This window comes from Nonomuraea sp. NPDC026600 (genome assembly GCF_040638335.1).
Taxonomy (GTDB): Bacteria; Actinomycetota; Actinomycetes; order Streptosporangiales; family Streptosporangiaceae; genus Nonomuraea.
On the sequence record NZ_JBEZYD010000001.1, the window covers coordinates 736,163 to 754,415 of the forward strand.

The 18,253-nt window shown below is 68.9% G+C and carries 16 protein-coding genes; 3 read left to right on the forward strand and 13 right to left on the reverse strand.

All coding sequences use genetic code 11. The features are described 5' to 3' along the window. Positions 1-54 precede the first annotated feature (54 nt). The 4 genes from AB0F17_RS03350 to AB0F17_RS03365 are packed head-to-tail and all read right to left on the reverse strand — an operon-like array spanning position 55 to position 5,689. Positions 55-1,041: an ABC transporter substrate-binding protein gene (locus AB0F17_RS03350; RefSeq protein WP_358015426.1), complete on the reverse strand. Its 987-nt coding sequence runs from the start codon at positions 1,039-1,041 to the stop codon at positions 55-57. 44 nt (positions 1,042-1,085) lie between these two features. Further along, positions 1,086-3,146, reverse strand: a complete 2,061-nt coding sequence (locus AB0F17_RS03355; protein ID WP_358015429.1) for an ABC transporter permease subunit — start codon at positions 3,144-3,146, stop codon at positions 1,086-1,088. Next, complete coding sequence (locus AB0F17_RS03360; protein ID WP_358015431.1) at positions 3,143-4,204, reverse strand: glycine betaine/L-proline ABC transporter ATP-binding protein; 1,062 nt, start codon at positions 4,202-4,204, stop codon at positions 3,143-3,145. The genes AB0F17_RS03355 and AB0F17_RS03360 overlap by 4 nt, the downstream gene beginning before the upstream one ends. Before the next feature lie 24 nt (positions 4,205-4,228). Further along, on the reverse strand, positions 4,229-5,689 hold the full coding sequence (locus tag AB0F17_RS03365; RefSeq protein ID WP_358015433.1) for an aldehyde dehydrogenase family protein: 1,461 nt from the start codon (positions 5,687-5,689) through the stop codon (positions 4,229-4,231). A gap of 215 nt (positions 5,690-5,904) precedes the next feature. Between AB0F17_RS03365 and purU the strand changes: the two genes are divergently transcribed. Beyond that, positions 5,905-6,768: a formyltetrahydrofolate deformylase gene (gene purU, locus AB0F17_RS03370; protein ID WP_358015436.1), complete on the forward strand. Its 864-nt coding sequence runs from the start codon at positions 5,905-5,907 to the stop codon at positions 6,766-6,768. Between the two features lie 93 nt (positions 6,769-6,861). Here purU and betA read toward each other — a convergent pair whose 3' ends face one another. After that, entirely contained in the window at positions 6,862-8,499 is a 1,638-nt protein-coding gene (betA, locus tag AB0F17_RS03375; RefSeq protein WP_358015439.1) for a choline dehydrogenase, read from the reverse strand. A 127-nt stretch (positions 8,500-8,626) separates the two neighbouring features. On the opposite strand from betA, the gene AB0F17_RS03380 reads away from it, so the two are divergent. After that, on the forward strand, positions 8,627-9,406 hold the full coding sequence (locus AB0F17_RS03380) for an IclR family transcriptional regulator (protein ID WP_358015442.1): 780 nt from the start codon (positions 8,627-8,629) through the stop codon (positions 9,404-9,406). Here AB0F17_RS03380 and AB0F17_RS03385 read toward each other — a convergent pair. The 8 genes from AB0F17_RS03385 to AB0F17_RS03420 form a co-directional block, all read right to left on the reverse strand. Beyond that, positions 9,372-11,624 carry an FdhF/YdeP family oxidoreductase gene (locus AB0F17_RS03385; protein WP_358015445.1) on the reverse strand — a complete coding sequence of 751 codons (2,253 nt, stop codon included), beginning with the start codon at positions 11,622-11,624 and terminating at the stop codon, positions 9,372-9,374. The genes AB0F17_RS03380 and AB0F17_RS03385 overlap by 35 nt on opposite strands. Next, positions 11,624-12,739, reverse strand: coding sequence for an aromatic ring-hydroxylating dioxygenase subunit alpha (locus AB0F17_RS03390; RefSeq protein ID WP_358015448.1), 1,116 nt, complete (start codon positions 12,737-12,739; stop codon positions 11,624-11,626). Before AB0F17_RS03390 ends, AB0F17_RS03385 begins: the two co-directional genes overlap by 1 nt. 29 nt (positions 12,740-12,768) lie before the next feature. Further along, positions 12,769-13,392, reverse strand: coding sequence for an MBL fold metallo-hydrolase (locus tag AB0F17_RS03395; protein ID WP_358015451.1), 624 nt, complete (start codon positions 13,390-13,392; stop codon positions 12,769-12,771). After that, positions 13,392-14,477 carry an S-(hydroxymethyl)mycothiol dehydrogenase gene (locus tag AB0F17_RS03400; protein WP_358015454.1) on the reverse strand — a complete coding sequence of 362 codons (1,086 nt, stop codon included), beginning with the start codon at positions 14,475-14,477 and terminating at the stop codon, positions 13,392-13,394. The genes AB0F17_RS03395 and AB0F17_RS03400 overlap by 1 nt, the downstream gene beginning before the upstream one ends. Before the next feature lie 14 nt (positions 14,478-14,491). Next, entirely contained in the window at positions 14,492-15,664 is a 1,173-nt protein-coding gene (locus AB0F17_RS03405) for an FAD-dependent oxidoreductase (RefSeq protein WP_358015457.1), read from the reverse strand. Further along, the gene (locus AB0F17_RS03410; protein WP_358015460.1) at positions 15,661-16,011 is read right to left on the reverse strand and encodes a bifunctional 3-phenylpropionate/cinnamic acid dioxygenase ferredoxin subunit; all 351 of its coding nucleotides are present in this window, start codon (positions 16,009-16,011) and stop codon (positions 15,661-15,663) included. The genes AB0F17_RS03405 and AB0F17_RS03410 overlap by 4 nt, the downstream gene beginning before the upstream one ends. Positions 16,012-16,540: 529 nt before the next feature. After that, positions 16,541-16,726, reverse strand: a complete 186-nt coding sequence (locus AB0F17_RS03415) for a helix-turn-helix domain-containing protein (protein ID WP_214643621.1) — start codon at positions 16,724-16,726, stop codon at positions 16,541-16,543. 208 nt (positions 16,727-16,934) lie between these two features. Then, positions 16,935-17,402, reverse strand: coding sequence for a hypothetical protein (locus AB0F17_RS03420; RefSeq protein WP_358015463.1), 468 nt, complete (start codon positions 17,400-17,402; stop codon positions 16,935-16,937). 320 nt (positions 17,403-17,722) lie between these two features. On the opposite strand from AB0F17_RS03420, the gene AB0F17_RS03425 reads away from it, so the two are divergent. Beyond that, the gene (locus AB0F17_RS03425) at positions 17,723-18,253 is read left to right on the forward strand and encodes a hypothetical protein (protein WP_358015466.1); all 531 of its coding nucleotides are present in this window, start codon (positions 17,723-17,725) and stop codon (positions 18,251-18,253) included.

The window sequence follows — 18,253 nt, forward strand, 5'->3', positions numbered from 1 at the left end:
CGCATGCGCCCGGCCCGATCGACGAGCGTCGACCGGGCCGGGCGCATGCGGATCTCAGCCGGCGGGCAGCCAGGCCTTGACCTTGTCGGGGTTGTCGGCCACCCACTTGGCGGCCGCCTCATCGGCGGTCATCTTGTCCTCGGCGATGTACTTGGCCACGAGGTTCTGGTCGTCGTTCGTCCAGGTGAAGTTCTTGACCAGGGTGTACGCGGGACTGCCGGAGTCCGCGAACTTCTTGCTCACGATCTTGTCCAGCTCGTACGGCGGGTAGTCGCACGCCACCTTGGCCGCGTCGGCGTCGCAGCCCTCGGTGTAGGCAGGCAGGTTGACCTTGACCAGCCTGAGCTCCGAGAGGAACCACTGCGGCTCGTAGAAGTAGCCGAGGATCGGCTGCTGCTGCTTCTCGGACTGGCGGAAGGCGGTGATGAGCGCGGTCTCGCTGCCGGCGTACACGACCTTGTAGTCGAGCTTGAGGTTCTTCACCAGGGCGGCGTCGTTGGTGACGAACGACGGGTCGCCGTCGAGGAACTGGCCCTTGCCGTCGGACTCGGAGGTCTTGAACAGCGAGGCGTACTTGTTGAGGTTCTTCCAGTCGGTGATGTCCGGGTACTTCTTGGCCATCCACGGCGCCACGTACCAGCCGATGACGCCCTTGTTGCCGGTCGGCCCGGCGGACACGGCGACCTTCTGGTCCTCGATGTACTTCTTCTTGAGGTCGTCGTGGGCCCAGTTCTCCACGACCGCGTCGACCTCACCGGTGGCGAAGCCCTGCCAGGCCACCTCCTCCTTCAGGTTCTTCTTGACCACCTTGCAGCCGAGCTGCTTCTCGGCCACCTGCGCGATCACCGCCGCGTTGGCCTCGTAGCCCACCCACGGGTTGACCGCGAGATTGACGGTGCCGCAGCTCTTCGCGCCACCGGCGCTGCTGCTCGTGGCGCTCTCGACCTGCCCGACCTTCGCCCCTCCGCACGCGCTGAGCAGGAGGCCGGCGCCGGTCACGAGCACGACGGCCCGGACCTTTCCACTCCTGGTTACTGCCACCTGGTCCTCCTGTAGTTCCTCCGGCCGGAACCGGCCGGTGTCGTTCACCTTTGATGAAGCCCGCCGTGCGCGGCGGCGTCCGCCCGCTCGGTGGCGGCCCGCGTGACGCGGTCGAGCACGATGCCGAGCACGACGATCGCCAGCCCGGCGGCCAGCCCCTTACCTCGCAGCTGGTGCTGCGAGAACCCGGCGACGACGTCGTAGCCGAGCGCTCCCGCGCCGACCAGACCGCCGACGACCACCATGGAGAGCACGTAGATCAGCCCCTGGCTCGTCGCCAGAGTCACGGCGCTGCGTGCCATCGGCAGCTGCACCTTGGAGATGAGCTGCCAGACGCTCGCCCCCGCCGAGGTCGCGGCCTCGACGGTGGTGGCCGAAACCCCCCTGATGCCCTCCGCGACCAGCTTGATCGCGACCGGCGCGGCGAACACCACGGCCGCGATGATCGCGGTGAACCGCGTCGGCCCGAACAGGCCGAGGATGGGCACCAGGTAGACGAAGGCCGGCATGGTCTGGCCGGCGTCCAGCACGGGGCGGAGCAGGGTGTCGACCCGGTCGCTGCGGCCCATCCACACCCCGACGACCATGCCCAGCAGCATGACCAGGACCGTCGCGACGAGCGTCGAGGCCAGCGTGACCATGCTGTCCTGCCAGAGCCCGAGCAGCACCAGCACCAGCAGCCCGATCGTGGCGATCAGCGCGGCCCGCACGCTGCCCACCAGCAGGACGACGAGCACGGCCACGGCGGTGACCAACCACCAGGGCGAGCCCGTCAGCAGCGTCTCGAAGGGGTTGAGCAGCGCGTTGGTGAGCAGGTTCTTCAGCGCGTCCGTGTAGGTGACCAGGCTGTCCTGCACCCACATGCTCGCGGCGTCGGCCGCGCGGCGTACGTATGAGCCGAGGTTGGCGTCGGCGGGGAACTCCGCCGCCCAGAGATAGGTGTAGGACAGGTAGGCGAGCACGGCGGCGATCCCGAGAACGCCCGCCACCTCGACGCGGCGCCCCCGCGGGGTGCGCAGCCGCCCGGCCCGGCGGGCGACCTCCACGCGGCGGCTGGCCGCCGAGGTCACCCGGTCGAGCACCACGGCCATGATGACGATGGCCAGCCCGGCGTTGAACGCGGTGCCCACGTCGAGCGTCTGCAGCGCCTTCAGAACCGTCTGGCCCAGGCCGGGGGCGTCGATGAGCGCCGCGATGGTGGCCATGGACAGGGCCGCCATGATGGTCTGGTTCACCCCGACGATGATCGTCTGCTTGGCCATGGGGAGCCGCACGTGCCTCAGCGCCTGCGCGGGCGTGGCACCCAGCGAGGTGCCGGCCTCCAGTGTCTCGGACGAGACCTGCCGGATGCCGAGCGCGGTGATCCGGATGGCGGGCGGGATCGCGTAGATCATCGTGGCGACCGTCGCGCTGGCCGGGCCGATCAGGAAGAACAGCGTGAGCGGCGCCAGGTAGACGAAGGTCGGCATGGTCTGCATGAAGTCCAGCACCGGGGTCACCAGCCGGTGGAACCGGTCGCTCAGCCCGGCCCACACCCCGAGCGGGATGCCCACGGCCAGCGACAGCACCACGGCGGTCAGCGTGAGCGCCAGCGTGTCCATGCTCTCCTGCCAGAGGCCCAGGACGCCGAAGGAGAGGAACCCGGCGGCGGTGAGCAACGCCACTTTCCTGTTGCCGTACAGCAGGGCGATGGCGGTGGCCAGGCCGGCCACGCCGAGCCAGCCGAGCACCGGCACCGGCCGGTCGAAGGACGGCTGGCTGATCAGGGCCTGGACGAACCGCACGGCCTCGTCGATGAAGAGCCGGATGTAGTTGATGAAGTAGAGGAAGAACGGGTTGCTGTTGCGGCTGTCGTCGATGGCGTCCATGCCGGTGTTCAGGCCGCCGTGCAGCGGGGTGAGCTCCGCGCCGCCGAGCGCCAGCGTGTCCCGTCCGCGCAGCAACGCCCAGCCCAGCACCCACACCGCGAGCGTGGCCGCGACCAGGTAGCCGCGGGCCGGCAGCCTGGCGGCCACCCGCGCCGCCACCACGGACAGCGTGCTCTCCTTCGCCGGTTTCCTGGCCACGGTGCCGTGGCTCTTGATGACGTCACCGCGTCCGGTCATGCCTGCGGCCCTCCGGCGATCACTTCGAGGATCTCCGCGCTGGTGACCACACCGAGCAGCGTCTCCCCGTCCATCACGCGCACCGGCCGCTCGGCCGAGAGCACGGCGTGCACGGCGTCCCTGATGACCACGTCGGGGCCGAGCGCGGGACCGTCGAGCGGGTCGCCGGGCTGGGCCGGGCGCATGATCCAGCGGAGCGTCAGCACGTGCGAGCGCGGGACGTCACTGACGAAGTCTCTGACGTAGTCGTCGGCCGGCGCGCCCACCACCTGGTCGGGCGTGCCCATCTGGACGAGCTCGCCGTCGCGCATGATGAGGATCCGGTCGCCCAGCTTGAGTGCCTCGCTGAGGTCGTGGGTGATGAAGACCATGGTCTTGCCGACCTCGTGGTGCAGCCGGATGACCTCGTTCTGCATCTCGCGCCGGATCAGCGGGTCCAGCGCGGAGAACGGCTCGTCGAACAGGAGCACCTCGGGGTCGGCCGCGAGCGCCCGCGCCAGGCCCACACGCTGCTGCATGCCGCCGGAGAGCTGGTCGGGGTAGGAGTTCTCGAAGCCGTTGAGGCCGACGAGCTCGATCACCTCGCGGGCCCGCGTGTGGCGCTCCCGCTTGGAGACGCCGCGGATCTCCAGCCCGAGGGCGACGTTGTGGAGGACGCACCGGTGCGGCAGCAGCCCGAAGTGCTGGAAGACCATGGCCATGCGGTGCCTGCGCAGCTCGCGCAGGCTGCGGTCGTCGGCCTTGAGCACGTCCTCGCCGTCCAGCAGGACCTCGCCCGCCGTGGGTTCGATCAGCCGGGTCAGGCAGCGGACCAGGGTGGACTTGCCCGAACCGGACAGGCCCATGACGACGAACACCTCGCCCCGCCGCACCTCGAAGGAGACGTCGCGGACGGCGGCGACGCAGCCGCTCTGCTGCTTGAGCTCATCGCGGGTGAGCGTGCTGCCGACGACGCTCTCGGCCTTGGGACCGAACACCTTCCACAGGCCGCGCACGGCGAGGATGGGAGGTGCGTCGATGTCGGATGCACTACGTTCGGCCACTGACGGCACAGTCATGACCACCTCTTGGTCGTCGGAGCGTCAGTTCGCTGGGAACCACCGCTGGGGTCGCGGGCGGATGTTCTGCCATACATGTTTGATCTCGCGATATTCGTCCAGGCCGGTCGGTCCGAGCTCGCGACCGATACCCGACTGTTTGAAGCCACCCCATTCGGCCTGGGGGACGTAGGGGTGGTAGTCGTTGATCCATACCGTGCCGTGCCGCAGCCGTCCCGCGACCCGTTGCGCCTTGCCGGCGTCCTGGGTCCACACGGCGCCCGCCAGGCCGTACTCGGTGTCGTTGGCGAGGCTGACGGCCTCGTCCTCGGTGGTGAAGCGCTCGACGGTCAGCACGGGGCCGAACGACTCCTCGCGCACCACCCGCATGCCCTGCTTGCAGGCGTCGAGCACGGTCGGCCGGTAGTAGAAGCCCTCACCGGCCGGCCGGTGGCCACCGCAGCGCAGCACGGCGCCCTCGGCGAGCCCGGCCGCCACGTACTCCTCCACCTTGGCCAGGTGCGCGGCGGAGATGAGCGGGCCGGTCTGGGCCGCCGGGTCGAAGGGGCCGCCGAGACGGATCAGCTCGGCACGCCGTACGACCTCGTCCACGAACGAGTCGTGCAGCGAGTCCTCCACCAGCAGCCGGGCACCGGCCGAGCACACCTGCCCGGAGTGCAGGAAGACGGCCGTGAGCGCGAAGTCCACCGCCGTGTCGAAGTCGGCGTCGGCGAAGACGATGTTGGGGTTCTTGCCGCCGAGCTCCAGCGCGACCCGCTTGACCGTGGCGGCCGCCGCGGCCATGATCCGCCGCCCGGTGGCCGCGCCGCCGGTGAAGGAGACCAGGTCCACGTCGGGGTGCTCGGCGAGCGGCGCGCCCGCGGCCGGTCCGGCGCCCAGCACGAGGTTGGCGACGCCCGCGGGCAGGCCCGCCTCCTCCAGCGCGCGGATCAGCAGGATCGCGGTGCTCGGGGTCAGCTCGCTCGGCTTGAGCACGAAGGTGTTGCCCGCGGCGAGCGCCGGCGCCACCTTCCACGTCGCCTGCAGCAAGGGGTAGTTCCACGGCGTGATCAGGCCGCACACGCCGACCGGCTCATAGACGACCCGGCTGATCGCGTCGTCACGACCGGTGTCGATCACCCGCCCCGCGTCGGTGCCGGCGACGCCGGCGAAGTAACGCAGGCTGGACACGGAGTCGTCGACGTCGTACTCGCTCTCCACCAGCCGCTTGCCGGTGTCGGACGACTCCGCGTGAGCGAAGGCCGCTTTGTCCCGCTCCAGCAGATCGGCCACCCTGTACAGCAGCGCACCGCGCTCGCGGGCCGGCGTGCCGGGCCAGTCGCCCAGGTCGAAGGCGCGCCGTGCGGCCAGGATCGCGGCCACCGTGTCGGCCGCGGTGGCTTCTGCGACCGTGGTAACGAGGCTGCCGTCGGCGGGGCAGCGGATGTCGCGTTGTCCACCGTCGGCCGGCTTGGTCCACGCGCCGCCGATGTAGAGATCGGTCATCGGCACACCCCTGATCGTTGCGTATGGCGCAAGACAATGCTTAGTGGGGAACAGCATTGACGGGCTTGCTCGGATAAGTCAAGGGGTGGCCGAAATCACAGCCGAAATCCTTGCCATGTGATTTCCGCAGGTTCTCTTGACTGAACGGCATCCAGAGATACACCCTGTTGCGCATACATCACCGCTTTGCGCTATACGCAACACTAGGAGGTGTGATGTCTCCCCGGCCCGATCCTGGACGCGAGTTCATCCTCACGGTCTCCTGCTCCGACAAGCCAGGCATCGTGTACGCCGTGACCAGCTTCCTGGTGCAGCACGGCGGCAACATGCTGCAGAGCAAGCAGTTCAACGACCGCCAAGGCGGCGGTTTCTTCATGCGTGTGCACTTCGCGGCCCAGCACGGGCTCGAGGAGCTGCGCGCCGGCTTCACCTACGTCGCCGAGTCCTTCCAGATGACCTGGCAGCTCAAGGACGCCGCGACCCCCACCAGGTCGCTCATCATGGTGTCGAAGTTCGCTCACTGCGTGAACGACCTGCTCTTCCGCCGCCAGGTGGGCGGGCTGAACATCGACATTCCGGCGATCGTCTCCAACCATCCCGACCTCGAACCGCTCGCCGCCTCCTACGGCGTGCCCTTCCACCACGTGCCTGTCACGCCCCAGGGCAAGGCCGAGGCCGAGGCCAGGGTGCTGGAGCTGGTGGCGGAGTACGAGGCGGACCTGGTGGTGCTCGCCCGCTACATGCAGGTCCTGTCGGACGACATGTGCAAGCGGCTCGAGGGCCGTGCCATCAACATCCACCACTCGTTCCTGCCGGGGTTCAAGGGCGCCAAGCCGTACCACCAGGCGCACGAGCGCGGGGTGAAGCTCATCGGCGCGACCGCGCACTACGTCACGGCCGACCTCGACGAAGGGCCGATCATCGAGCAGGACGTGGCCAGGGTGGACCACGAGCTGGACCCCGAGGACCTGATCGCGGCCGGCCGGGACGTCGAGGCGGGGGTGCTCGCCCGGGCCGTGAAGTGGCACAGCGAGCAGCGGGTGCTGCTCAACGGCGACCGCACGGTGGTCTTCCGCTGAGGACCCGCTGAGGATTCAGCCAGAGGCGGTGGGGGCGTGCGGCGGCCCCCACCGCCTCTTTTCAGCTGCCGGTGGGGGCCGTGCCGCATCTCCTCACGCGCGGTGCCGGTAGAACTCGGTCGTCTCGGGCGCCAGCGGGGTGTCGCCGAGGATCAGGTCGGCCGCCTTCTCCGCCAGCATCATGACCGGCGCGTAGATGTTGCCGTTGGTCACGTAGGGCATGGCGGAGGCGTCCACCACGCGCAGCCCGTCCAGGCCGTGTACGCGCATGGTCTCCGGGTCGACCACCGACATCTCGTCGGTGCCCATCCGGGCCGTGCACGAGGGGTGCAGAGCCGTCTCCGCGTCCTTGGCGACCCAGTCCAGGATCTCCTCGTCGGTCTCGACGGACGGCCCGGGTGACAGCTCTCCGGTGCTGAACTCGGCCAGGGCGGGCGCGCCCAGGATGGCGCGGGTCACCCTGATGGCCTCCACCCACTCCCGCCGGTCCTGCTCGGTGGACAGGTAGTTGAAGCGCAGGGCGGGGTGCTGCCGCGGGTCGGTATTCCTGATCTTGACCGAACCGCGGGCGTCGGAGTACATCGGCCCGACGTGCACCTGGTAGCCGTGCCCGGCCGCCGGCGCCGAGCCGTCGTAGCGCACGGCGATGGGCAGGAAGTGGAACATCAGGTTGGGGTAGTCGACGTCGTCGTTGCTTCGGACGAAGCCGCCCGCCTCGAAGTGGTTGGTCGCCCCCGGCCCCCTGCGCGCGAACAGCCACTGCGCGCCGATCCAGGGATGGCGCCACTTCTGCAGGTTCGGCTGCATGGTGACCGGCTTGGCGCAGCCGTGCTGGATGTAGACCTCAAGGTGGTCCTGCAGGTTCTCGCCGACGCCCGGCAGGTCGTGCATCACGTCGACGCCGAGGGCGGCCAGCTCCCCCGCGTTGCCGACGCCCGACAGCTGCAGCAGCTGGGGCGAGTTGATCGCGCCGCCGGAGAGGATGATCTCCTTGGCGCGTACGGTGCCGCCGTCGTACTCCACCCCGACCGCTCGCGTGCCCTCGAAGAGGATTTTCGTCACGAACGCCCGGGTCTTGACCGTGAGGTTCGGGCGCTTCAGGACAGGGTGCAGGTACGCCCGCGCGGCGCTGAGCCGGCGGCCCCGCCGGATGTTGCGGTCGAAGCGGGCGAAGCCCTCCTGGCGGTAGCCGTTGACGTCGTCCGTGAGCGGGTAGCCGGCCTGCTGGACGGCCTCGAAGAACGCCCCGAACAGGGGGCTGCTCGCGGGCCCGCGCTCCAGCGCCAGCGGCCCGTCGTGGCCGCGGAAGGGGGTGCCGGGGTCGGCCAGGCAGTTCTCCATCCGCTTGAAGTAGGGCAGGCAGTGCGCGTAGTCCCAGCTCTTCATGCCCGGGTCGGCGCCCCAGCGCTCGTAGTCGAGGGGGTTGCCGCGCTGGAAGATCATGCCGTTGATGCTGCTGGAGCCGCCGAGCACCTTCCCGCGGGCGTGGTAGATCCGCCTGCCATGCATGTACGGCTCGGGCTCGGACTCGTACCGCCAGTCGTAGAAACGGTTGCCGATGGGGAAGGGCAGGGCCGCGGGCATGTGGATGAACACGTCCCACGGATAGTCCGAACGGCCGGCCTCCAGGACCAGCACCTGCGTGGCGGGGTCCGCGGAGAGCCGGTTGGCCAGGGCGCACCCCGCCGAGCCGCCCCCGACGATGACGAAGTCGTATTGCTGTGGCGTCATAGTGCCTCGTCTCATCACACGTTTCACCAGATCGTAGCGCTATACGCACTGCGTTTCACTAGTCGCAACAAAAGATCTTTTTGTCATGCGGATCGACGGAGTTCCCTGGAGCACTTACAGTTTCGCTATGAGCAACGATTCGGGCAGCGGAGGCGTGCAGTCAGTCGACAGAGCGATCAGTGTGCTGGAGATCCTCTCCCAGCGCGGCGAGGCCGGCGTGAGCGAGGTGGCCGCCGAGATCGACGTGCACAAGTCGACGGCCTTCCGGCTGCTCGGTGCGCTCGAGGCCCGCGGCCTGGTGGAACAGGCCGAGGACCGCGGCAAATACCGTCTGGGCTTCGGCATCATCCGGCTGGCCGGCGGGGTCAGCACGCAGATGGACATCACCGGCCGCGCCCGGCCGATCTGCCACCGGCTGGCCGCGGAGATCGGCGAGACGGTGAACATCGCCGTGCTCCGCTCCGCCCACGCGGTCAACCTCGACCAGGTGCGCGGCCCCTCGGCGATCACCACCTACAACTGGGTCGGCCAGATCACCCCCCTGCACGCCACGTCCAGCGGCAAGGTGCTGCTCGCCTACCTGGACGACGGCGAACGCGCCCGGCTGCTGTCGGACGGCGAGCTGGAGAGCTTCACCCCCAAGACGATGGTCGACACCGACGCCCTGGAGCTGCAGCTCGCGCAGACCAGGCAGACGGGCTACGCCTTCTGCCTGGAGGAGCTCGAAGAGGGACTGAACGCCATGGCCGCGCCCATCCGCTCCTACCACGGCGAGGTCGTCGCCGCGATCAGCGTCTCGGGACCGGCCTACCGCTTCACCGTCGAGCGCATCCACGAACTCGCCCCCGACCTCATCAGCGGAGCCGACGAGATCAGCCGCCGGCTGGGCTACGCGGACCGGTCCTGAGCAGCCGGATCACCACGCTCTTCGAGGTCGGGGTGTTGGACGTCTCGGCCACCGAGTCGAGTGGCACCAGCACGTTCGTCTCCGGGAAGTAGGCCGCGCAGCAGCCTCGGGCCGTGGGGTAGGCGATCACCCTGAACCCCGGGGCCGTGCGCTCGCCGTCGGGCCACTCGCTGACCAGGTCCACCAGGTCGCCGTCGGCCAGCTCGCGCTCGGCCAGGTCGTCCGGGTGAACGAAGATCACCCGGCGGCCCGCCTTGACCCCGCGGTAGCGGTCGTCGAGCCCGTAGATCGTGGTGTTGTACTGGTCGTGGCTGCGGACGGTCTGCAGCAGCAGCCGGCCGGGAGGCACCCGCAGCACCTCCAGCTCGTTGACGGTGAAGTTGGCCTTCCCCGTCGCGGTCGGGAAGCGGCGCTCGTCCCTCGGCGCGTTGGGCAGCGCGAACCCGGCGGGCGCCCGCGCGTTGAAGTCCTCGAAACCGGGGACGACCCGCGCGATGCGGTCCCTGATCACGCCGTAGTCGCGCTCGAACTCCGCCCACGGCACGTGCGGGTCGTCGGCGAAGAGCGCGCGGGCCAGCCGGCTGACCACGGCCACCTCCGGCAGCAGGTCCGGGGAGCCGGGCTTGAGCCTGCCCCGGGAGGCGTGGACGAGCCCCATCGAGTCCTCGACGGTCACGTAGCCGCCGGGATCGCGCTCGGTGCGCCCGAGCACCGGCAGGATCAGCGCCTCCTCGCCGCAGACCGCGTGGGAGCGGTTGAGCTTGGTGGACACCTGCACGGTCAGCCGGGTACGCCGCAGCGCGGCCTCCGTCACGTCACTGTCGGGCGTGGCCCGGACGAAGTTGCCGCCCATGCCGAAGAAGACCTTGGCCGCCCCGTCACGCATGGCACGGATCGCGTCGACCGTGTCGAGGCCGTGGCGGCGGGGCGGCTCGAAACCGAACTCCGCACGCAGCGCGTCGAGAAAGGCCGCGGACGGCTTCTCGTAGATGCCCATCGTCCGGTCGCCCTGCACGTTCGAGTGGCCGCGCACCGGGCACACGCCCGCCCCGCTCCGGCCGACGTTGCCGCGCAGCAGCAGGAAGTTGACCACCTCCCTGATCGTCGCCACGGAGTTGCGGTGCTGGGTGAGGCCCATGGCCCAGCAGACGACCACCGAGCCGGCCGTACGGACCTCGCGCGCCGTCTCCTCCAGCTCCGCCCGGGTCAGGCCCGTCGCCTGGCGGACCTTCTCCCAGTCGAGCGCGCGGAGGTGCTTCTCCCACGCCTCGAACCCGTAGGTGTGCTCGTCGATGAAGGCCCGGTCGGCACTGTCGAGGAGCAGCAGGGACAGCGCCTGGAACAGCGCCATGTCTCCGTTGAGCCGGATCTGCAGGAACCGGTCGGCCAGCGCGGTGCCCGCGGCCAGTCCGGAGGGCTTCTGCGGATTCTTGAAGCGCAGCAGGCCCGCCTCGGGCAGCGGGTTGACCGCGATGATCCGCGCCCCGCCGCGCTTGGCCCGCTCCAGCGCGGTGAGCATGCGGGGGTGGTTGGTGCCGGGGTTCTGGCCCACCACGAAGATGAGCTCGGCCCGGTGCAGGTCCTCCAGCGACACCGTGCCCTTGCCGATTCCCAGCGTCTCGGTCAGGGCCGAGCCGCTGGACTCGTGGCACATGTTGGAGCAGTCCGGCAGGTTGTTGGTGCCGAACCTGCGCACGAGGAGCTGGTAGGCGAAGGCCGCTTCGTTGGAGGTGCGGCCGGAGGTGTAGAAGACGGCCTCGTCGGGGCTTTCGAGGGCGCGCAACTCCCTGGCGATGATCTCGAACGCCCGCGACCAGGTGATCGGCTGGTAGTGCTCCGCGCCGGGCGGCTTGTGCATCGGCTCGGTCAGCCGGCCCTGCTTGCCGAGCCAGTGGTCGCTGCGGACGGCCAGGTCCGCCACCGGATGCGCGGCGAAGAACTCCCGCCCGACCCGGCGCGTGGTGGCCTCCTCGGCGACGGCCTTCGCGCCGTTCTCGCAGAACTCGGCGGTGCTGCGGTGCTCGCCCTCGGGCCAGGCGCAGCCGGGACAGTCGAAGCCGTCCTTCTGGTTCACCCGCAGCAGCGTGCGCGCGGTGCGAGCGGCGCCCATCTCGCGATGGGCGATCTGCAGCGCGTGCCCCACGGCGGGCAGCCCGCCCGCCCACTCCTTGGGCGGGCCGACCCTCAGGTTCTCGTCTTCGTTCTCGCCCGTCATCATCACCCGATCCGGTCCTGGACCCACTCGTGGAAGGCCCCGATGTGGTGCTCGCTCGGCACCAGTACACCGCCCTCGCGGTACGTACGCGAGCTCATGGCAGGCTGGCAGCGCTCGCAGGCGTCGAAGTCCTGCTCGTTGACGCGGTGGAAGAGCTCGACCGACTTGTCCAGATCCTTGCCTCCGGCCACCACGTCGGGCAGGTAGAGCCAGTCGCATTCGACCACCGTGCGATCGACCGCGAGCGGGAACATGCGGTGCAGGATAACGTGATCGGGCACCAGGTTGATGAAGACCTGTGGCTTGATGGTGATGGCGTAGTAGCGCCGGTCCTGGTCCTCGGTCACGCCCGGGATGCGGTTGAGCCCGGCCGAGCCGTCGACGGTGAAGCCCTCGATCCGCTCACCGAACTCCGCGCCGTGGCCGACGAAGTACTGGGCGGCGAACCCGTCGGCGAACTCGGGCAGCACCTCGGTCAGCTCGGGGTGGATCGTGGCGCAGTGGTAGCACTCCATGAAGTTCTCGACGATGAGCTTCCAGTTGGCCTTGACGTCGTAGACGATCCGCCGGCCCACCGACAGTCCGGCCACGTCGTAGTTGTCGATCAGGTCCAGCGAGCCCAGCCGCTCGGCCACCGCGCCCTGCACGTCCCGCTCGAACGGCGGCGGCTCGTCGGCCAGGCAGACCCACACGTAGCCGAGCCACTCGCGCACGTGCGCCTTGACCAGCCCGTACTGCACCCGGTCCAGGTCGGCCATCTTGGTCAGGTTGGGCGCCGCGATCAGCTTGCCGTCGAGGTCGTAGGTCCACGCGTGATATGCGCACTGGAAGGCCCGCTTGACCTCGCCCGACTCCTCGGTGCACAAGGTGGCGCCACGGTGGCGGCAGACGTTGAAGAAGGCGCGGACCGACCCGTCGCGTGCCCGGCTGATGAGCATGCTCTCGGTGCCGACCTGCACCGTCTTGAATGCGCCCGGTTTGGGCAGGTCGGACGAGCGCACCGCGCAGAACCACATCGTCTCGAAGATGTTCCGCTGCTCCAGCGCGAAGATCTCCGGATCGGTGTAGTAGCGGCCCGGGAGGGTGGGGATCACGCTGGAGGTGGTTGAGGTGGTCACGGGACTACTCCTCTGTATGGCGGGCCGGGTCAGTGTCCTCGGCGAATCCAGTCCTCGAGCTGCGGAGCCTCGGCTCCGATGCTGGTGTCGTCGCCGTGCCCCGTGTGCACCACCGTCTCCGGGGGCAGCGTGAGCAGGGACCGGCTGATCGACGCGATGATCGTGGGGAAGTCGCTGTACGACCTGCCCGTGGCCCCCGGGCCGCCGTGGAACAGAGTGTCACCTGAGAACAGCACGCCATGCTCGGGAACGTACAGGCACACCGCTCCCGGGGCATGCCCCGGGGTGTGCAGGACGTGCACGGCCGAGTCGCCGATCGGGATGATCTGCCCGTTCTCCAGCGTCCCGTCCGGCACCACGCCGATGTGCGCCAGCTTCCACAGCGGCTCGTCGTCCGGGTGCAGGAGCACCGGCGCCCCGGTGCGCCCGGCCAGTTCGGGGGCGGCGTTCACGTGGTCGTCGTGGGCGTGCGTGCACACGATCCCGGCCACCCGGCGATCGCCCACGGCCCGCGCGATCGCCTCGGCGTCGTGCGCCGCGTCGATCACGAGGACCTGGTCGTCGTCACCCAGCAGCCAGACGTTGTTGTCGACCTCCCACGTCCCGCCGTCCAGGCTGAACGTGCCCGAGGTGACCAGGCGCTCGATCCGCATCACAACACCACCACAGAGCGGAGCACCTCGCCGTGGTGCATCTTGGTGAAGGCGTCCTCGACGTCGCCCAGCCCGATGGTCTCGGTGACGAACGCGTCGAGGTCGAAGCGGCCCTGCAGGTAGAGGGAGATGAGCGTGGGGAAGTCGCGGCTCGGCAGGCAGTCGCCGTACCAGCTCGACTTCAGCGCGCCGCCGCGGCCGAAGACGTCGAGCAGCGGCAGCTCCAGCGTCATCTCCGGGGTGGGCACGCCCACGAGGACGGCGGTCCCGGCCAGGTCGCGGGCGTAGAACGCCTGCTTGAACGTCTCCGGCCGGCCCACGGCGTCGATCACGACGTCGGCGCCGAAGCCGCCGGTGAGCTCCCTGATCCGCTCGACGGGGTCGGCCTGCCCGGCGTTCACGGTGTGGGTCGCGCCGATGCCCCGCGCCCAGTCGAGCTTCCTGTCGTCCACGTCGACGGCGATGATCGTCGTGGCGCCGGCCAGCCGCGCTCCGGCGATCGCCGCGTTGCCGACGCCACCGCAGCCGATGACCGCGACCGAGTCGCCGCGGCCGACCGCACCGGTGTTCACGGCGGCGCCCAGCCCGGCCATCACGCCGCAGCCGAGCAGCCCTGCGGCGGCCGGGGAGGCGGCCGGGTCCACCTTGGTGCACTGCCCCGCGGCCACCAGCGTCTTCTCGGCGAACGCGCCGATACCGAGCGCCGGGCTGAGCGGCGTGCCGTCCGCCAGCGTCATCTTCTGGGTGGCGTTGTGGGTGGCGAAGCAGTACTGCGGGCGCCCCCTCAAGCAGGACCGGCAGGACCCGCACACCGCCCGCCAGTTGAGGATCACGAAATCGCCGGGCGCCACGTCGCTGACATCGGGGCCGACGGCCTCGACCACTCCGGCGGCCTCGTGGCCGAGCAGGAACGGGAAGTCGTCGTTGATGCCGCCCTCGCGGTAGTGCAGATCGGTGTGGCAGACGCCGCAGGCCTGCACCTTGACCAGCGCCTCGCCGGGACCTGGGTCCGGCACGAGGATCGTCTCCAGGCTGACCGGCTTGCCCTTGCCCATCGCGACCACGCCGCGTACTTCATGAGCCATGATTCACTCCTGTTTCAGCCGGTCTGGACCGGCGCGGTCTCCAAATGGCGGCGCCAGCGGGTGAACAGCCGGACCTGGTTGACGCCCAGCACCGCCACGAGCCGCTCCCCCTGCCGGTAGGCGGCGAGGAAACTGTGGTCCGCCGGGTCGCCCTCCTCCACGGTCACCGTGTCCGCGTCGCCGGCGTGCCCGATGAACTGGATCTTCACGTCGAACTGGTCGGACCAGAAGTAGGCCGGGCGCGCGGGCTCGGGGCGGGCGGTACCGGCGGACAGCAGCGTCGCCGCCGCGACCGCGGCCCGCTGGCGGGCGCCGGTCCAGTGTTCGACCCGGTGGTGCCTGCCCCACGCCGGGTCGTACCAGGCCGCGCAGTCGCCGACCGCGACGATGCCCGGCACCGAGGTGCCGCCGCCCTCGTCGCAGAGCACCCCGTCGCCCAGTTCGACACCGCTTCCGTGGAGCCAGCCGGTGCTGGGCACCGCGCCGATCCCGACGACCACGACATCGGCGGGCAGGTGCGTGCCGTCGGCCAGCCGTACGCCGTCGGCCCGGTCCGTTCCGGTCACCTCGGTGACGTAGGCGTGGCGTACCAGCCGGACGCCGCGCCGCTCGTGCAGGCCGGCGATGACGCGCCCCATCGTGAGGCCGACGACGGCGGCCAGCGGCGCCTCCCCCGACTCGACGAGGGTCACGTCGAGGCCGAGTTCGCGGGCGGTGGCGGCGACCTCGGCGCCGATGAAGCCGCCGCCGATCACCACCAGCCTCCTGGCGGTCGCCAGGTCGGCGCGCAGCGCGCGAGCGTCGTCGAGGGTGCGCAGCGTGTGCACCCCGCGCAACCCCTCCGTCCCCGGCAGCGTGCGCGCGGCCGCGCCGGTGGCGATCACGATGCCGTCCGCCACGAGCGACGTGCCGTCGCTCAGCGTGATCCGGCGGGCGCTCGCGTCCAGGCCGGTGGCGGCCACGCCCAGCCGCCAGTCGATGTCCTGCTGCTCACCCTCGCCCTCCAGCGCCAGGTCGGACTCGCCGATCACGCCCTTGAGGAAGTCCTTGGACAGGGGTGGCCGGTCGTAGGGCCGGTGCTCCTCGGCGCCGACGACGACGAGCCGCCCCTCGTAGCCCTGGCTCCGCAGGGCCCGCGCCGTCAGCAGCCCGGCCAGCGAGGCGCCGACCACGCAGACCGTCTTCACGCCTGCCCCTTCAGGGTGACGCCCGGGGGCAGGTTGGGCGGCGCGTCCGACGGCACGACGTGGATGATGTCGTTCTCGACGACGACCTGGTGGATGCGGACCGGCCGCTTCGCGGGAGGGGCGTCCACCTCTCCGGTGCGCAGGTTGAACCGTGAGGCGTGCAACGGGCACTCGATCTCGCAGCCCTCCAGCCAGCCGTCGGCCAGCGAGGCGTCTTGATGGGTGCACGTGTCATCGATCGCCAGGATGTCGCCCTCGTCGGTGTGGAAGACCGCGATAGGCGGATCGACATCGAGACGGAGGGCCTCACCTCGCGGTAGTGACGCGAGAGGGCACACTGGGATCATTGTCACACCCCGGTTTCACAACGAGCAACGTCTAGCGCTATACGCAACAGATTGAGGGCCCGAAATGCGGATGTCAAGACTGTTTGCGATGACTTCCGACAGGGTTTCCGATTAGCCCGATGGCGACGAGTCCGGCCCAGGAACCGGCCCACCGTCATACCACGCCGGCCGGCGGTCCGCGCGCACGGCAAAAGGCCGGCCCCGACAAGGGACCGGCCGTCACCAGAAGCTGTTACGAGGCGATCAACGAACCGGTAGGCCAGTGACGGCACGGCCGATGATCAACCGCTGGATCTCCGATGTCCCTTCAAAAATGGTGTAGATCTTGGGTGCCCCAAAGGCCCACCTGCGGCTAATACTCCGAAAGCTGCGTTGACCTGGGCAGACTCTTGTCTTCGTTTGCCATCGTTTGTCATCGCTAGCCACCGTCGGACAGAACTGGAACAGAACCAGACGAAGGGCAGCGACCGCTAGAAACGCCACGGCCCCAGATCACAGAGAGTGATCCAGGGTCGTGGAGGTAGCCAGATCAGCCGACTTGCTCCGCATACAACGACTCCTCCCAAGCGTTCACATCCACGACCTTGTAGCGGACATACCTGCCGATCCTCATGAAGCGCGGTCCACCGCCACGAGAGTTCCACTGGTACACCGTCGAGACGGGTACACCCACCCGGTCCGCCAGATCCTCTGGAGTCAGGTGCTTCTCCGCCACCGTTGTCCCTCCGCCAGTCGGCCGCCGCCCTTGAGCATCAGCCGAGGCCGGTGGCCATGCCGGTGCTGGTGAGGGAGATATCGAGGCCGACAATGTGGGGAGGAGTCACTGTCTCCACTCTTTCGGGGTTTTGAGGACCTTGTGCAGGCCGTGGTCGAGGAAGAAGTCGGACCAGATACGCACCAGCAAGCCTACGCCGTGCCGCCTCTCACCAGCTCGGCAGCGGTGTTGTCACCCATAACACGCTCCCGTACTGGCTGTCGATCCGCTCCCAGACGGCCGCGCCGACCTTGACCAGGTCATCCTCGTTCTCGAAGTGGTGAAGAGCCCACCACAGCGAGTTGAACTCCTCCAGCTTCATCTCCGCCAGCGACCGAATGTAGCCGAGCGCCTGGTCGACAGCCCACCGGGTGACGCGTCGCAACTGGACGACCCCCGACAGGTGGTGGACCAGTGCCCACCGGTCCGCGTCCGCCGCCTCCGGGTCGGCCAGGAACTCCGTTATCAGCACGTCCATCACAGCGCGCACCATCTCGTCGCCGCCGGCGTCGGTGTTGCTCGGCACGTACATGGTCTCACCGCAGCCGCTGTGCCGGTACGCCCAGTGCCCCATCGGCGCGGTGACCTGGTCACCCTGCTCCCATGCGGGGCTGTTCTCCAGGTGGACGAACGCCACGTAGGCCCTCGACCTATCTGTGATCAAACTACCCGGCGCGACCGCAACACCGACGTGCCCGCACTTGTGACCAGCGCGAACGTCTGTCATACCCCCAAGATCATACGACTTCGAAGACGCCCTGCTGTTCCGCCTCTGACCTCAAATCACCCCCACATGGGGCATATCTTCAACATGCCGGGACCGTGGCCGATGCGGTTTCCCAAGAAGCCATATCAATATCTTGTCAATCTTCTGTCGATACTGGGCCGATAGAATTTCCATCACATCCAGGCACAATTTTATTCATCCGTGCCATCCCGCGACCGAGAGGGTTAGGTGTGAACAAAAGAGGACTCATCGCCATCGTCCTGAGCATACTCGGGAGTTTCGTGATCTCGGAGCCGGCATACGCAGTCAACACCTATTCCGACGTTTCGACCTGGCAATGTTCGGGGACCACCAACACCACCGGCCATAGAGAGCGGGTGTGCCTTCGGGTCGGCGTTGACTACAACAGTTTTGATGCCACGTTCGACCATGCCTGGCTCGACATAGCCGTTCAGGGCACGCTAACCCGGGGCCACTTCACGATAGGCGAGAACACTACCTCGACGCGGATTACGGGCGACGATTTCTTTACGAATCCTGACCGTCAAAACTCGTGGGCCAGGGAGGTTATTTTGCCCCGGGGAAATCCGACCGGATGGAGGACTGCAACTTTTTACGGCTACTTCTGGGATGTCGACGCTCAGCATGCATTCGGGTGGAATCCCCGCGACCCCAACAACTTCAATGTGCAGGCAGATTTTCTCGCGTCATGCTCAACATCCCAAGCTGCAAGCGATAGCTGCCTCAAACTGCGCGGTTAG

Coding starts and splice junctions, on each gene's coding strand:
- AB0F17_RS03355 (WP_358015429.1), bottom strand. CDS start 3,146: ATGACCGGACGCGGTGACGTCATCAAGAGCCACGGCACCGTGGCCAGG.
- AB0F17_RS03360 (WP_358015431.1), bottom strand. CDS start 4,204: ATGACTGTGCCGTCAGTGGCCGAACGTAGTGCATCCGACATCGACGCA.
- AB0F17_RS03365 (WP_358015433.1), bottom strand. CDS start 5,689: ATGACCGATCTCTACATCGGCGGCGCGTGGACCAAGCCGGCCGACGGT.
- purU (WP_358015436.1), top strand. CDS start 5,905: ATGTCTCCCCGGCCCGATCCTGGACGCGAGTTCATCCTCACGGTCTCC.
- betA (WP_358015439.1), bottom strand. CDS start 8,499: ATGACGCCACAGCAATACGACTTCGTCATCGTCGGGGGCGGCTCGGCG.
- AB0F17_RS03380 (WP_358015442.1), top strand. CDS start 8,627: ATGAGCAACGATTCGGGCAGCGGAGGCGTGCAGTCAGTCGACAGAGCG.
- AB0F17_RS03385 (WP_358015445.1), bottom strand. CDS start 11,624: ATGATGACGGGCGAGAACGAAGACGAGAACCTGAGGGTCGGCCCGCCC.
- AB0F17_RS03395 (WP_358015451.1), bottom strand. CDS start 13,392: ATGCGGATCGAGCGCCTGGTCACCTCGGGCACGTTCAGCCTGGACGGC.
- AB0F17_RS03400 (WP_358015454.1), bottom strand. CDS start 14,477: ATGGCTCATGAAGTACGCGGCGTGGTCGCGATGGGCAAGGGCAAGCCG.
- AB0F17_RS03410 (WP_358015460.1), bottom strand. CDS start 16,011: ATGATCCCAGTGTGCCCTCTCGCGTCACTACCGCGAGGTGAGGCCCTC.